Raw genomic sequence first — 13,696 nt, 5'->3', positions numbered from 1 at the left:
TAGAGAAAGGCATCACCGGACATGATCGTTCGTACGACCGACGAAATCACCGATACCGATCGCGACATCACGAGCGAGGACGGCAACTGGCGCAGCAAGCGCATCGTCCTCGGTGGCGACAAGGTCGGCTTCTCCTTCCACGAGACCACCATCAAAGCCGGCTCGGTCAACATCTTCCACTACGCGAACCACGTCGAGGCCGTGTGGCTCGTCGAGGGCACCGGCAAACTGACCGACCTCACCAACGACAAGGTCTACGACCTGGCTCCGGGCACGATGTACCTGCTCAACGGCCACGAGAAGCACAAGGTCGAGCCGGACACCCAGATGCGCATGCTGTGCGTGTTCAACCCGCCGGTCACGGGCCGCGAGGTGCACGACGAGAACGGCGTCTACCCCCTGATCGAGTCGCCGGCGTAGCCTCGCACTCGTGGCAGAACGCGATGCCGCGCTGGTCGCGGTGGGCCCCGTCCCGGATGCACAGCTCGAAGAAGCTGTACTCCGGGGCGGGGCTTCGTTGTCTCCGCTCGATTCTGCACGCGCCCTCGTGTGGCGCGGCGGGCCGGACGGTTTTCCCGACCCGCTCCCCCGGCACGTCGAATGGGTGCAGTTGCCCTCGGCCGGGGTCGAGCGTTGGTTCGCAGCGGGGCTCATCCCCCAGGACACGCATGCGACGTGGACGTCGGCGGCGGGCGTGTATGCACCACAGGTGGCCGAGCACGCACTCACCCTCCTGCTCGCGGGTGTCCGGGCCTTGCCGACCCACTTCGCGGCGACGTCATGGAACTCCGATCCCGCCGTCGTCGACAGCGTGCACACCCTTCGAGGCAGTACGGTCGGCATCGTCGGCGCGGGCGGCATCGGCCGCGCCCTGATTCCGTTGCTGGCGGCCCTCGGCGCCGACGTCGTGGCAGTCAATCGATCCGGTTCGCCGGTTCCCGGCGCACTGGAGACGCTGCCCACGTCCCGCATCGACGAACTCTGGCCGCGCGTCGACCACGTGGTGGTGGCCGCTCCCGCCACCACCGCGACGCACCACATCGTGAACGCGCACGCGCTGGACTCCCTGAAGCCCACCTCGTGGGTCGTCAACATCGCCCGCGGTCCCCTCGTCGACACGAACGCACTGGTCGACGCGCTCGCCGCAGGCACCATCGGCGGCGCCGGTCTCGACGTCACCGACCCCGAGCCGCTGCCCGACGACCACCCGCTGTGGTCGCTGCCCAACGCGATCGTCACCCCGCACGTCGCGAATCCGCCCGCGATGCACAGCCGCGCCTACGCCGACTTCGTCGCGCGCAATGTCGCGCACTTCGTGCACGGCGACGAACTCAGCGCTCGCATCGACCCTGTCGCTGGATACTGACGCCCTGTCGCCCACGTCGGTATCGTGGAGATCGTGTTCGACGAGCTGGTGCGGTTGCTGCGCGGGCGTCGTGTGTGCGTGCTCACCGGAGCAGGCATCTCCACGGCATCCGGCATCCCCGATTACCGCGGCCCGGACTCTCCCCCACGCAACCCCATGACATACCAGCAGTTCGTCGGCGACCCCGCATTCCGGCGCCGGTACTGGGCGCGCAATCATCTCGGCTGGCGGCACATGGACGCAGCGCAGCCCAACGACGGTCATCGCGCGCTGGCCGAACTCGAATCGGCGGGCGTCGTCACCGCCGTCGTCACCCAGAACGTCGACCTGCTGCACACCAAGGCGCGCAGCCGCAGGGTGATCGATCTGCACGGGACGTACGCACAGGTGCGCTGCCTGGAATGCGACGTGCGGATGTCGCGACTCACTCTCGCCGATCTGCTCGAGGACGCGAACCCCGGTTTCGCACAGGAGGTTCGGGGTGAGGGTGCGATCGAGGTGGCACCCGACGCAGATGCCGTCGTGCCCGACTCGGTGCCGTTCCGCATGATCGACTGCCCGGCCTGCGGTGGCATGCTCAAACCCGACATCGTGTACTTCGGCGAGTCGGTACCGAAGCCGCGTGTCGAGGCCGCCTACGCCGCCGTCGACGACGCCGACGCGCTCCTCGTGGTGGGCTCGTCCCTCACGGTGATGTCGGGGCTGCGCTTCGTCCGACGCGCACACCGCGACGGCAAGCCGATCGCGATCGTCAATCGCGGTGCCACGCGCGGCGACGCGCTCGCCACGCTCACCCTGCATGCGGACTGCTCGGACGCACTGCGCGCGCTCGCGGACGGCACTTCAGGCGTGGTCGCCGCCGGCGCCGCCTGACACGTCCACGCGCGTCGCGGCGAGCACGATTGCCACGGTGCGGTCGATCTCCTCGTCGCTCGCCTTACGCCCCATCATCAACGGTGCGAGAAAGAGCGGCGCGACGAGCGCGTTGACGATCGCCTCCGAGGTGTGTTCGGCGTTGGCGTCCCCCCGGGCCACGGCACGCTCGACCATGCCCCGCCACGCCGCCTGCACGGGCCCGTACTGCTCGAGCACGATGCGGCCGAAGTCCGGGTGACGGCGGCTCGCCATGACGGCTGCCGTGGCGACCTCGACGGGGTCGGCGGCATAGGTCGCTATGCGGTGCGCGAACTCGTGGACGTCGCTGTGCCAGCTGCCGGTGTCGGGCACGGCGACGCTCCGCACGTGCCGTGACAGTCCTTCGACGAGCACGTCGTCGTGCGTGGGCCACCATCGGTAGATCGTCTTGCGGCTCACGCCCGCGCGTTCGGCCAGTTCGACCGTCGTGAATGCGATGCGCCCCTCGGCGAGGAATGCCAGACAGGCGTCGCCCACTGCGCGGCGCACCTCCTCGCTGCGCCCGCCTGTGCGGACGCGCTCGCGCGACGTCGCGGCAGGAGCGGTGGGATCGGCTTCGCCGTGCGTGCGCGCGTCGGCCGCTGGGTTGTTCACGTCGATGTTCCCTTCGAAATCCGGACTTAACGACACACACTGTTGACTTTAGTGGTGGCACCGCTTCATGATGTGCGTCACGTCACACAACTCATTCACCGATGAACCCACTGTGCCAGAGCGTCACACGCGCCTACCGCGCGAGAGCAAAGCCGGACGGTGGCGAACGAAGGAGATCCCCGTGCACGATCAGTCCCGTTTCGACGTCGCCGTCCTCGGCGCAGGCCCGCTGGGCGCCGCCACCGCGCGCCACCTCGCGGACCAGGGCGCGTCGGTCGTCGTCGTCGGGCCGGACGAGCCCGCCCGATTCGACGACCACCAGGGCGTGTGGGCCGGCTACTACGACCAGGGCCGCCTGGCACACGTACTCGAGGTTCCGCTGGTCACGACGCTGCTCGCAACTCGCTCGATCCGACGCTTCGACGACCTGTCGGCCCGTTCGGGCGTCGTGTTCACCAAACCCACCGAGTCGCTCACCGTGCTTCCGGACACGTCCGGCCGTCGCGACGAACCCGAATGGTTCGACCGCGGTCGGCTGCTCCGCAATGCCGAGGATCTCGGCGTGCCGGTCGAATCCCTCGACGAGGACGACCTGCGGCGCGAGTACCCGCACCTGCGGTTCGCGCCCGGCCACGTGGGTCTCCTGCAGCGCGACGCCCTCATCCTCAATCCGCGCGAACTCGTCCGCGCCGAGTTGACGGCCGCGGTCGCGGGAGGGGCCACCCTCGTGCGCGACGAGATCACCGACCTCACCGAGACGTCCGACGCCGTCTCGATCACGTCGAAGTCGGGTAGTTCGTGGGTCGCCGACTATGCGGTGCTGGCCACCGGTGCGGCCACCAACGCGGTGGGCCTGCTGGACCGGCCGATTCCGATGACGACCTACGGCGCGACCGTCGTACTCGTCGAGGTGCCCGATCCCGACGAGGTCGACATGCCCGCGATGATGTACATGCGGGTGACGGGCGGCGAGGGCGACTTCGGCGGCATCGTGATGTCTCCCCTGCGTTATCCCGACGGCCGTTGGTACGTCAAGGTTTCCGGCAGCAGCCTGCTCGCCAATCCGCTCGACAACACGAGTGACATCGCGGCGTGGGTGCGTACGGGTGGCCGCGCACGAGATATCGACGAGACCCGCGCGCTGCTGGGTGAACTGATGCCAGGACAGACGTTCGGTGAGGCGCACACACGTCCGTGCATGGTGTGCGAAACTCCCACGGGCCTGCCCTATCTCGACCGCGCGTCCGAGCGCGTCACGGTCGTGATCGAAGGCGAGCGCGGCGCCATGGCCGCCGACGAGATCGGTCGCCTCGCCGCCGAGTACACGCTCACCGGGCGCTGGCGCGACGGCCTTCCGCACGAGGTCTTCCGATTCGCAGACTCGTCCGCGGCCGTCCCCACGAGCCCGGAAATCCAGGAAGCCCTCCTCGGATCCTGACCCGGCACACTGCCCCACCGCTCGATCTCTCCTGCACCGCTCGACAGATCCCTTCCCCCCCACCAGGTTTCTCCGAAAGGCCTGATCATGGATTCTGTTCTTCACGGCGGCAGCACCGCTCCACCCGTCGACACGCGCGAGCGTGACGGCGGATGGAGCCCGCGCCTGCTCGTCTCCTTCGTCTCGATGGTGCTCGTGCTCGAGATGCTCTCGTGCAGCTATCTGATGGTATCGATCGCGCTGCCGGAGTTGTCGGCGCACTTCCATACCAACCAGGGCGTCTGGCTCGTCACCGCATTCCTGCTCGTCGGTTCGGTCGCGTCCCCGTTGCTCGGCAAGCTCGCCGACACCTACGGCAAACGCCTGCTGCTGCTGTGGTGTGTCGGCCTGTCCGCCGTCGGCGCGCTGATCTCGGCGCTGGCACCGAACTTCGCGATCCTGCTGATGGGCTGGTCACTCACCGGTCTGCTCAGCCCGTGCCTGTTCCTCGTGTACTCGCTCATCCGCGACGTGTACCCGCCCCGGACGATCGCGATGGCCGTGAGCCTGTCCACGACCGGTATGGGCTTGATCGCAGTGCCGTCGCCGTTCCTGACCGGCTGGCTCGTCGACAACTTCGGTTTCCGCAGCATCTTCTGGTTCTTCGTGATCACGCTCTCCCTCCTCACCGTACTGATCCGCTTCACCACCGAGGAGTCCCCGGTCAGGCTGCGTTCGCGCATCGACCTCGTCGGCGCGCTCCTGCTCGGCCTCGGCCTCGCCGGCGTCCTGATCGGTGTGAGCCTCGGCCCGAACTGGGGCTGGACGGCGCCTTCGACCCTCGCGTACATCGTCGGCGGCCTCGCGTTCCTCGTCGCATGGTGGTTCCAGGCCAAGCGCACCCGCGATCCCCTGATCGATCTGGCACTGCTGAAGATGAGGCCCGTCGCGATGACCGCGATCAGCTCCGGGATGTGCTGGGCGGTGATCGCCGCGTTCACCGTCCTGCTGCCGATGATGGCGATGACACCCGGCGAGATGGGGCTCGGTTACGGTTTCGGCGTCGATGCCACCGGGTACGCGGCTTTCCAAGCGCCACAGGCGATCACCACATTCGTCGGCGGGATCCTGGTCGGCGCGATCGTCGGCCGCGTGGCAGCGAAGAAGCTCATGGTCGTGGGCCTCGTGGGTATGACGGTCGGCTGCCTCGCACTCGCCGTCTCACACGATTCCCGAATCCCGGTCATCCTGTTCGCTGCCGTCATCGGTTTCGGCGGCGGCATGGGGTACGCGGCGACACCCAACCTGTTGATCGCCGCGGTCAAGCCGGAGCTGCAAGCCACGACGGGCGCCATCGCGTCGACCACGGGCAATCTCTTCCCGGCGATCCTGCCGGTCATCGTGTTCGCGGTACTCAACTCGCACATCGCGGTCACGGTAGAGGGATCAACCCTCTACTCGGAGACGGGAATCATGCTCGGCTTCCTCGTGACCGCGGGCGTCGCCCTCGTCGGACTTGTTGCAGCACTGGCAATTCCGAACCGATTCACTCAGGTCGCCGCGCCCACCCGCTGACCGTCGGGGCGGCACCACCCGCCCGGAGGCCCGTCCGCTACTGCGCGACGCCTCCGGGCGCGGTCGCCGCCACATCCGCCGCAGCGATGCGCCGGGCGACGAGCGGGACGAGGTCGTCGGCATGCACGAGGGGGCGACGCAACTCGGCGGGCAGATCGCGCGTCGAGCGCCCCATCATCTCCGCCACCTCCGCCGCGTCGTAGGCGACGACGCCACGCGCGACCGTCGTGCCGTCCGGGCCGTGCATCGCCACGACGTCGCCGCCGTGGAACTCCCCGGTGACGGCCACGACACCCGCAGGCAGCAACGAGCGACGCCGTGCGACCACCGCGTCGACTGCACCCGCGTCGAGGTGCAGGATGCCCTGCTCGTCCGCCGCGTGCCGCACCCAGAACTTGCGCGACGACAGCCTCGTCGGCCGAGCCGCGAACACGGTGCCCACGTCGCCGACCGACAGCGCCCGCGCCGCGTCCGACGCCGCTGCCAGCAGCACCGGAACCCCGGCGTCCGCCGCGAGCCGCGCCGCCGACAGCTTCGACGCCATACCGCCGGTGCCGAGTGCGCCACCCTCGCCTGCGACGACGCCGTCGAGATCCTCGGGGCTGGCCACCTCGGGGATGAAACGTGCCGCGCCCTTACGCGGGTCACCGTCGTACAGCCCGTCGACGTCCGACAGCAGCATCAGCGCGTCCGCACCCACCAGGTGCGCGACCAGCGCGGCGAGCCGATCATTGTCGCCGAACCGCAGTTCGGTGGTGGCGACGGTGTCGTTCTCGTTGACCACGGCGACCGCATGCAGCGAGCGAAGCCGGTCGAGAGTGCGCTGCGCATTGCGGTGGTTGGTGCGCTTCGCGATGTCGTCGGCAGTGAGAAGCACCTGCCCGACCGTGCGGCCGTAGCGGTGGAAGGACGTACCCCACGCGTGTGCGAGCGCCAACTGCCCGACGCTCGCGGCAGCCTGCTTCGTCGCCAGATCGCGTGGCCTGCTGGACAATCCGAGCGGAGCGAGACCAGCGCCCACAGCGCCGGAAGACACGACGACGACGTCCGAGCCCGCGCGCATCCGAGTCTCGATCGCATCCACCAACAGATCGAGCCGCCCGGTGTCGAGCCCGTCGACGAGGCTCGTGAGAGCGGACGAACCGATCTTGACGACGATGCTGTGCGCGGAGGCGATGGTCTGCCGAGTGTCACTCATCCCGTCCGTCCCGGTCACTCGTCGTCGTCCTCGAGCCCGCGACGCACCCGGCGCGCGTGCTTGCGTTCGGCCGCGCCCACGCGGTCGACCTGATCGAGCCGCATGTCGGTGCCTCGGCCGGTACGCACGACGTCGACACCCGCGGCGGTCTGCGGCTCCCACTCGAAGCTGACGTCGCCGATCGTGACCGGTGCGCCCGGCACGGCACCCTGCTTGACCAGTTCGTCCTCGACGCCGAGTCGCGCGAGCCGATCGGCGAGATATCCGACGGCTTCGTCGTTGTCGAACTGCGTCTGCGCGACCCACCGTTCGGGCCTGCGGCCACGGACGATGAATCCGCCGGGCTCGTCCGGATCGGTGACGACGGTGAACCCGCTCTCGTCCCGAGCGACCGGACGGATGACCTGCCGGGCGGGCTCGGCCTTCGGATGGGCCTCGCGGTACTCCCGGACCAGCCGCGCCAATGCGAACGTCAACGGGCGCAGGCCTGTTCGCGCGACCGCGGAGATCGCGAACACGGGCCAACCACGCGCCTCGAACTCGGGCGTGACCATCTCGGCGAGTTCTTCCGCCTCGGGAACGTCGACCTTGTTGAGGATGACGATGCGCGGCCGCTCGGCGAGATCACCCAGACCCGCATCGCCTGCGAGAGCGGGCGTGTACGCCGCGAGTTCCGCTTCGAGCGCGTCGACGTCCGAGATCGGGTCTCGCCCCGGTTCGAGAGTCGCGCAGTCGACGACATGCGCGAGCACCGCGCACCGTTCGAGATGCCGGAGAAAGTCGAGCCCGAGACCACGCCCCTCGCTCGCGCCCGGGATGAGACCGGGGACGTCGGCGATCGTGAAGGTGGTGTCTCCGCTCGACACGACACCGAGATTCGGCGTGAGCGTGGTGAACGGGTAGTCGGCGATCTTGGGCTTGGCGGCGGACAACACCGACACGAGGGACGACTTGCCCGCCGACGGGAAACCGACCAGCCCGACGTCGGCGACGGACTTGAGCTCGAGGACCAGCTCACGCGTCTGGCCGTCTTCGCCGAGCAGCGCGAAGCCCGGCGCCTTGCGTGCCCGCGACGCGAGCGCAGCATTGCCGAGTCCGCCGCGGCCACCCTCCGCGGCCTCGAATCGACTACCCACCCCGACGAGGTCCGCGAGCACGGTGCCCTCGCGATCGAGGACGACGGTGCCGTCGGGCACACGCAACACGAGATCGTCGCCGTTGGCTCCGTTGCGGTTGCCGCCCATCCCCTGCGTACCGTTGGTGGCCTTCGCGTGCTGATGAAAGTGGAAATCGAGGAGAGTGTGGACGTTCTCGTCCACCTCGAGGACGACGTCGCCGCCGCGGCCGCCGTTGCCGCCGTCCGGCCCGCCCAGCGGCTTGAACTTCTCGCGGTGCACCGACGCGCAGCCGTTGCCGCCCTTACCTGCACTCACGTTGAGTGTCACGCGGTCGATGAAGCGGGCCATCGGAGTCCTTCCTGGGGACGAGGGCGCGGGGCGCGTGCGTGCGCTACCTGCGACGACCTCGTCGAATGTGCGAAACAGCCGCATGTACGAAATCGACTGTACAAAAAACGACAGGGGCGGACCGGGTACTCACCCGGTCCGCCCCTGTCGGAGCTGAACGCGCCCTGACGGGCGGCGACAACTGATTCGAGCGCGCCCTCGCGGGCGGCGACATCGACTGCGGATCGGGCTTACGCCGACGCCGGGACGATGTTGACGGTCTTGCGACCACGCTTGGAGCCGAACTCGACCGCACCGGCAGCGAGAGCGAACAGCGTGTCGTCGCCACCACGGCCGACGTTGACGCCCGGGTGGAAGTGCGTGCCGCGCTGACGGACGAGGATCTCGCCTGCCAGGACCTCCTGGCCACCGAAGCGCTTGACGCCGAGGTACTGGGGATTCGAGTCGCGACCGTTGCGCGAGCTGGATGCACCCTTCTTGTGTGCCATGACCAACCCTCCTCAGGGTGAAAAGCGTGATGAAAGTCGACGGCGTCGGATTCGACGCCGACAGAATTACTTGATGCCGGTGACCTTGAGGACGGTCAGCTTCTGCCGGTGGCCCTGACGCTTGTGGTAGCCGGTCTTGTTCTTGAACTTGTGGATGCGGATCTTCGGACCCTTGGTGTGCTCGACGACCTCGCCGGTGACGGTGATCTTCGCCAGCTTGTCCGCATCGGTGGTCAGCTCGGACCCGTCGACGACGAGAACCGGATCAAGCGAGACAGCCGTTCCGGGCTCACCGTCGATCTTCTCGACCTTGACGAGGTCACCAACAGCGACCTTGTACTGCTTTCCGCCGGTCTTGACGATCGCGTACGTTGCCATCGGAGGGCTACCCCTTGCTTCTTTTCGAACTTGCTCGCGCCGGAAGCGCGACTGGTCTGGTGTGGCGGCTCGTGCGGAGGATTCGCGCGCAGTCTCACCTGCGGGCGGCACAGCGGAACCCGAACGCCGACGAGCGACTGCTCAAGGTTACAGGACGGCGGCCCCACGAACCAAACCGCCGTCCACTGCGCCACTACTCCGCGTCGACCGGCGGACCGGCGGGTCGTGCCGCGGCGCGGCGACGGCGCGGTCGGCTGACGACCTCGACTTCCACCTCGGGCGCCGCAGCCGTGTCCGGGCGCGCGCCGTCGGCGGAGCCCGCGGGGACGACGACGACCGTGCCCGCGGCCTCACCCGTCGGCGCCGCCGCACGCGACACGCGCCGGGCACGCCGTCGTGGCTTGGACTCGGCAGGCTCCGTTGCGGCCGTGTCCGCCGCGGCCCGGGGCGCGACAGGCTCGGATGCCGCTTCGGCCTTCTGCGTCTGCGCGGCCGGCAGTTCCGAATCCGTGTCGACACCGTTCGTGGCAGCACTCGCCACGATCGTGACCTGCTCGGCAGGCGTCGGGGCGTCGTCGTCCGCTGCGGAAGGCGCCACCGTCTCGGTGACCTCGACCGCGGCCGTCTCCGGCACCTCGACGGTGACCTCCGCGTCCGGTGCGACGTCGACCGCGACTGTGGTCTCGGCGCTCTCGTCGTGCTGGTGGTGGTTCGCCATCGCGAGAGCCACCGGATGGGCCCGCTTGACCGACGCGTCCTTCTCCGCCGTGCCCTTGTCCGCCGTGTCCTTCTCCGCCTCGGGAGCGTGCTTGTCGCCCGACCGGTCCTTGCCCTTCTTGCGCCGCGACTCGCGCTGCGGGCGGCCTTCGTCGGCCTGCTTGCCCTGCACGGGTTCCGAGTGGACGACGATGCCACGGCCGTTGCAGTGCTCGCACTGGGTCGAGAATGCCTCGACCAGACCGGTACCCAGCTTCTTGCGCGTCATCTGGACCAGGCCGAGCGACGTGACCTCGGACACCTGGTGCCGGGTGCGGTCGCGGCCGAGCGCCTCGGTGAGACGACGCAACACGAGATCGCGATTCGATTCGAGGACCATGTCGATGAAATCGACGACGATCATGCCGCCGATGTCGCGCAGACGCATCTGCCGCACGATCTCCTCGGCCGCCTCGAGATTGTTGCGCGTGACGGTCTCCTCGAGATTGCCACCCGACCCCGTGAACTTCCCGGTGTTGACGTCGACGACCGTCATCGCCTCGGTGCGGTCGATCACCAGGGTGCCGCCGGACGGAAGCCACACCTTGCGGTCGAGCGCCTTCGCGAGCTGCTCGTCGATGCGGTACGCAGCGAAGACGTCTCCCCTGCCGTCGTCCGTGTACTGCTCCACGCGGGGCAGCAGATCCGACGCGACCGATTCGATGTACGACCGTACGGTGTCCCACGCGGCGGCGCCGTGCACGACGAGCTTCGAGAAGTCCTCGTTGAACAGATCGCGGATGACCTTGACCAGCGGGTCGGGCTCTTCGTACAGCGTCACCGGGTTGCCCGAACGCTTCGCCTCGGCCTCCGCCGACTGCTGCCGGATCGTCTCCCACTGCGCCTGCAGTCGCTCGACGTCGCGCGCGATCTCCTCGGCGCTCACTCCCTCGGCCGCCGTGCGGATGATGACGCCCGCGTCGGCCGGGACGACCTCGCGCAGGATCTCCTTGAGACGCTTGCGCTCGGTGTCCGGCAGTTTGCGGCTGATGCCGGTGGACGTGCCGCCCGGTACGTACACCAGGAAACGGCCCGCGAGGCTCACCTGCGTGGTGAGCCGAGCGCCCTTGTGGCCGACCGGATCCTTGCTGACCTGCACGAGCACCTGATCGCCCGGCTTGAGAGCCTGCTCGATCTTGCGCGAATTGCCGCCGAGACCGGCCGCCTCCCAGTTGACCTCGCCTGCGTACAGCACGCCGTTGCGGCCGCGGCCGATGTCGACGAACGCTGCCTCCATGCTCGGCAGCACGTTCTGGACTCGGCCGAGGTAGACGTTGCCGACCATCGACGCGGTGGTCGAGGTGGTGACGAAGTGCTCGACGAGGATGTCGTCCTCGAGCACGCCCACCTGTGTGGCCGCGTGGGCGCTCGACACGACCGAGCGGTCGCGCACGACCATCACGCGGTCGACCGCCTCGCGACGCGCGAGGAATTCCGACTCGGTGAGGATCGGCGGACGCCTGCGACCGGCGTCGCGTCCGTCGCGGCGTCGCTGACGCTTCGCTTCGAGTCGGGTCGAACCCGAGATGCCCTGCACCTCGTCCTTGGCCTTCGACTTGCTGCGCGGCTCACGCTCGTGAACGACAGTGTTCGGCGGATCGTCGTCGGACGACGCGTCGGCTCCGTCCGATCCGCTCTTGCGGCGGCGACGACGACGGCGACGACGACTGGCCGACCCGTCTCCCGACTCGTCGTCGGTATCGGACTTCGACGCGGTGTCCGCCTTCGTGTCGGACGCCGAGTCGGCGCTCGCCGACTTCCCAGCCTCGTCGGCTGCCTCGCCCTCGGGGCTCTCGTCGCCCGGTGCGCCGCGCTTGTCGCCCGACTTCCCGGCGCCGCCGTCGTTCTTGGTGCCGCCGCCCTTCTTGGTGTCGCCGTCGTTCTTGGTAGCGCTGTCGTGTGTGTCGTCGCTCGACTCGTCCGTCGTGTCGTCGCGCTCCGTCTGCTCGCCACGCCCGCGACCGCGACCGCGACGCCCCCGGCGCCGTCGACGCGGCTGCTCGTCGGCATCCGCCTCGGACTCGGCGTCGGTGCCGCTTGCGGCGTCGGTGCTGTCGGCGGGCTCGGCAGCCGCGTCGCGGGGTTCCTGCTCGGTGCTCTCGGCGCGGCTACGCCTGCGCTCGCGGGCCGCCTCCGGATCGGGCTGCAGGAACAGCGGCGCCTGGCTGACGACGGGGGTGGGTGCCGGCTCGGGCACGACGCCGAGGTCGAGCATGGGTGCCTCGGACTCGGCCACGTCGGGAGCCGCCGCAGCATCCGGTACCTCGGCGGCGTCCGATGCCTCGGTCGCACCCGCGGCTTCGGGCTCGGCGGCGGGCACTGCCTCCTCGGGTTCCGGCTGCGCCTGCTCGGGTTCCGGTTGGGCCTGCTCGGCTTCCGGCTGCTCCGCGACGGGCTCGGCGGGGAACAGAGCACCCCTCACCTGCTCGGCCACCTCGCGCGTGATGCTCGACTGCGCACTGCGCAGTTCGGCGCCGAGCGCAGTGGCCTCGGCGAGGACCTGCTTGCTGGTGACCCCCAACAGCTTCGCGAGAGCGTGCACTCGCATCTTCTCGGGCAGCTGCGGATCTGATTGTGCGGGCGGCGACTGATCGGCCACGTAAGTCTCCTCGGACCCCCGGGCGCGTCCAGTCCGTCGGGACTGTGACGCGGCCACACAGGGGCGCATGTGTGTACTCGCACTCGTCGAATGCGAGATTGTCTGGTCTCGCGCCACGCGGCACATGGTGTCCGTTTCACCACATGCTCGTGCAGTGCCTGGCGGATGGCTCGCGCCCACCCGGGCGCCGCGCTCGCGTGCCTCCGGACGCACCAGCGGGACCTTCCCGATGGAGCGGGGCGACGACGACGGGCTCGGTGGCCGATGCCATCCGGTCGGCCGATCAGCGTGCGACACGCCGAAGGCCCGACCGCCTCCAGTATCCCACACGGTCGCCCGCGCACGTACCAACGGCGCGGCAACACCGCGGGGCCGACGCTCGCATCACGCCGCGGCCGGTGACCGGACTACCCGGCACGTGCTGGTCGACGGCGTGCGTGACACATCGGAACCCACGAGACGCGAACCATCGGGAACAACGAGAACGGCGTCCCCGCTCACCGCGGGGACGCCGAGGGGGTGGGAAATCAGCCTGCGAGTTTCGGGAACCACAACGCGATCTCGCGCTCGGCGGACTCCACCGAGTCGGAGCCGTGCACGAGGTTCTCCTGCGTCTCGAGGCCGAGGTCGCCGCGAATCGTGCCGGGAATCGCCTTCTCGACCGGGTCGGTGCCGCCCGCGAGCTGACGGAATGCCGCCACCGCGCGAGGCCCCTCGACCACCGCGGCGACGAGCGGGCCCGACGTGATGAACTCGAGCAGGCTCGCGTAGAAGGGGCGTCCCTCGTGCTCGGCGTAATGCTGCTCGGCGACCGATTGCTCGGCCACGCGCAGTTCGAGCGCGGAGATCGTGAGACCTTTCCGCTCGATCCGCGCCAGAATCTCTCCCACATTTCCGCGGGCAACGGCGTCGGGCTTGATCAGTACCAGGGTGCGCTCTGTCAC

12 protein-coding genes are annotated in these 13,696 nt (G+C 69.1%); 5 read left to right on the top strand and 7 right to left on the bottom strand.

Annotated features, from left to right (window positions below):
- Positions 1-21 precede the first annotated feature (21 nt).
- From HCA44_RS14760 to HCA44_RS14750, 3 genes are read left to right on the top strand one after another with little or no spacing between them, the layout of a single operon-like run.
- Positions 22-420, top strand: a complete 399-nt coding sequence (locus HCA44_RS14760) for an ectoine synthase (protein WP_169649660.1) — start codon at positions 22-24, stop codon at positions 418-420.
- A gap of 10 nt (positions 421-430) precedes the next feature.
- Complete coding sequence (locus HCA44_RS14755; protein ID WP_169649658.1) at positions 431-1,366, top strand: D-isomer specific 2-hydroxyacid dehydrogenase family protein; 936 nt, start codon at positions 431-433, stop codon at positions 1,364-1,366.
- 33 nt (positions 1,367-1,399) lie between these two features.
- The gene (locus HCA44_RS14750; RefSeq protein WP_169649656.1) at positions 1,400-2,239 is read left to right on the top strand and encodes an NAD-dependent protein deacetylase; all 840 of its coding nucleotides are present in this window, start codon (positions 1,400-1,402) and stop codon (positions 2,237-2,239) included.
- Here HCA44_RS14750 and HCA44_RS14745 read toward each other — a convergent pair.
- Positions 2,210-2,875, bottom strand: a complete 666-nt coding sequence (locus HCA44_RS14745) for a TetR/AcrR family transcriptional regulator C-terminal ligand-binding domain-containing protein (RefSeq protein ID WP_346764737.1) — start codon at positions 2,873-2,875, stop codon at positions 2,210-2,212. The genes HCA44_RS14750 and HCA44_RS14745 overlap by 30 nt on opposite strands.
- 181 nt (positions 2,876-3,056) lie before the next feature.
- Here HCA44_RS14745 and HCA44_RS14740 point away from each other — a divergent pair, with 181 nt between their 5' ends.
- Together HCA44_RS14740 and HCA44_RS14735 are read left to right on the top strand one after the other, a co-directional pair.
- Positions 3,057-4,313 (top strand): FAD-binding oxidoreductase, encoded by a 1,257-nt coding sequence (locus HCA44_RS14740; RefSeq protein ID WP_169649654.1) that lies wholly within the window; start codon positions 3,057-3,059, stop codon positions 4,311-4,313.
- An 87-nt stretch (positions 4,314-4,400) separates the two neighbouring features.
- Positions 4,401-5,867 (top strand): MFS transporter, encoded by a 1,467-nt coding sequence (locus HCA44_RS14735; RefSeq protein WP_169649652.1) that lies wholly within the window; start codon positions 4,401-4,403, stop codon positions 5,865-5,867.
- A gap of 37 nt (positions 5,868-5,904) precedes the next feature.
- Here the strand turns inward: HCA44_RS14735 and proB are convergent, their stop codons facing one another.
- From proB to ndk, 6 genes are all read right to left on the bottom strand, one after another.
- Positions 5,905-7,065 (bottom strand): glutamate 5-kinase, encoded by a 1,161-nt coding sequence (gene proB, locus HCA44_RS14730; protein WP_169649650.1) that lies wholly within the window; start codon positions 7,063-7,065, stop codon positions 5,905-5,907.
- Between the two features lie 14 nt (positions 7,066-7,079).
- Entirely contained in the window at positions 7,080-8,531 is a 1,452-nt protein-coding gene (gene obgE, locus HCA44_RS14725) for a GTPase ObgE (protein ID WP_169649648.1), read from the bottom strand.
- A gap of 230 nt (positions 8,532-8,761) precedes the next feature.
- Positions 8,762-9,019 (bottom strand): 50S ribosomal protein L27, encoded by a 258-nt coding sequence (rpmA, locus tag HCA44_RS14720; protein WP_169649646.1) that lies wholly within the window; start codon positions 9,017-9,019, stop codon positions 8,762-8,764.
- 66 nt (positions 9,020-9,085) lie between these two features.
- Positions 9,086-9,397, bottom strand: a complete 312-nt coding sequence (gene rplU, locus HCA44_RS14715) for a 50S ribosomal protein L21 (RefSeq protein ID WP_169649644.1) — start codon at positions 9,395-9,397, stop codon at positions 9,086-9,088.
- A 193-nt stretch (positions 9,398-9,590) separates the two neighbouring features.
- Entirely contained in the window at positions 9,591-12,752 is a 3,162-nt protein-coding gene (locus HCA44_RS14710; RefSeq protein ID WP_346764735.1) for a translation initiation factor IF-2 N-terminal domain-containing protein, read from the bottom strand.
- Positions 12,753-13,279: 527 nt separating this feature from the next.
- The gene (gene ndk / locus HCA44_RS14705; protein ID WP_169649641.1) at positions 13,280-13,696 is read right to left on the bottom strand and encodes a nucleoside-diphosphate kinase; all 417 of its coding nucleotides are present in this window, start codon (positions 13,694-13,696) and stop codon (positions 13,280-13,282) included.

The sequence above is a fragment of the Rhodococcus sp. HNM0569 genome, assembly GCF_012726205.1.
GTDB lineage: Bacteria > Actinomycetota > Actinomycetes > Mycobacteriales > Mycobacteriaceae > Rhodococcus_F.
Note: the sequence above shows the minus strand (reverse complement) of the source record. Positions and strands in the feature narration are given on the sequence as shown.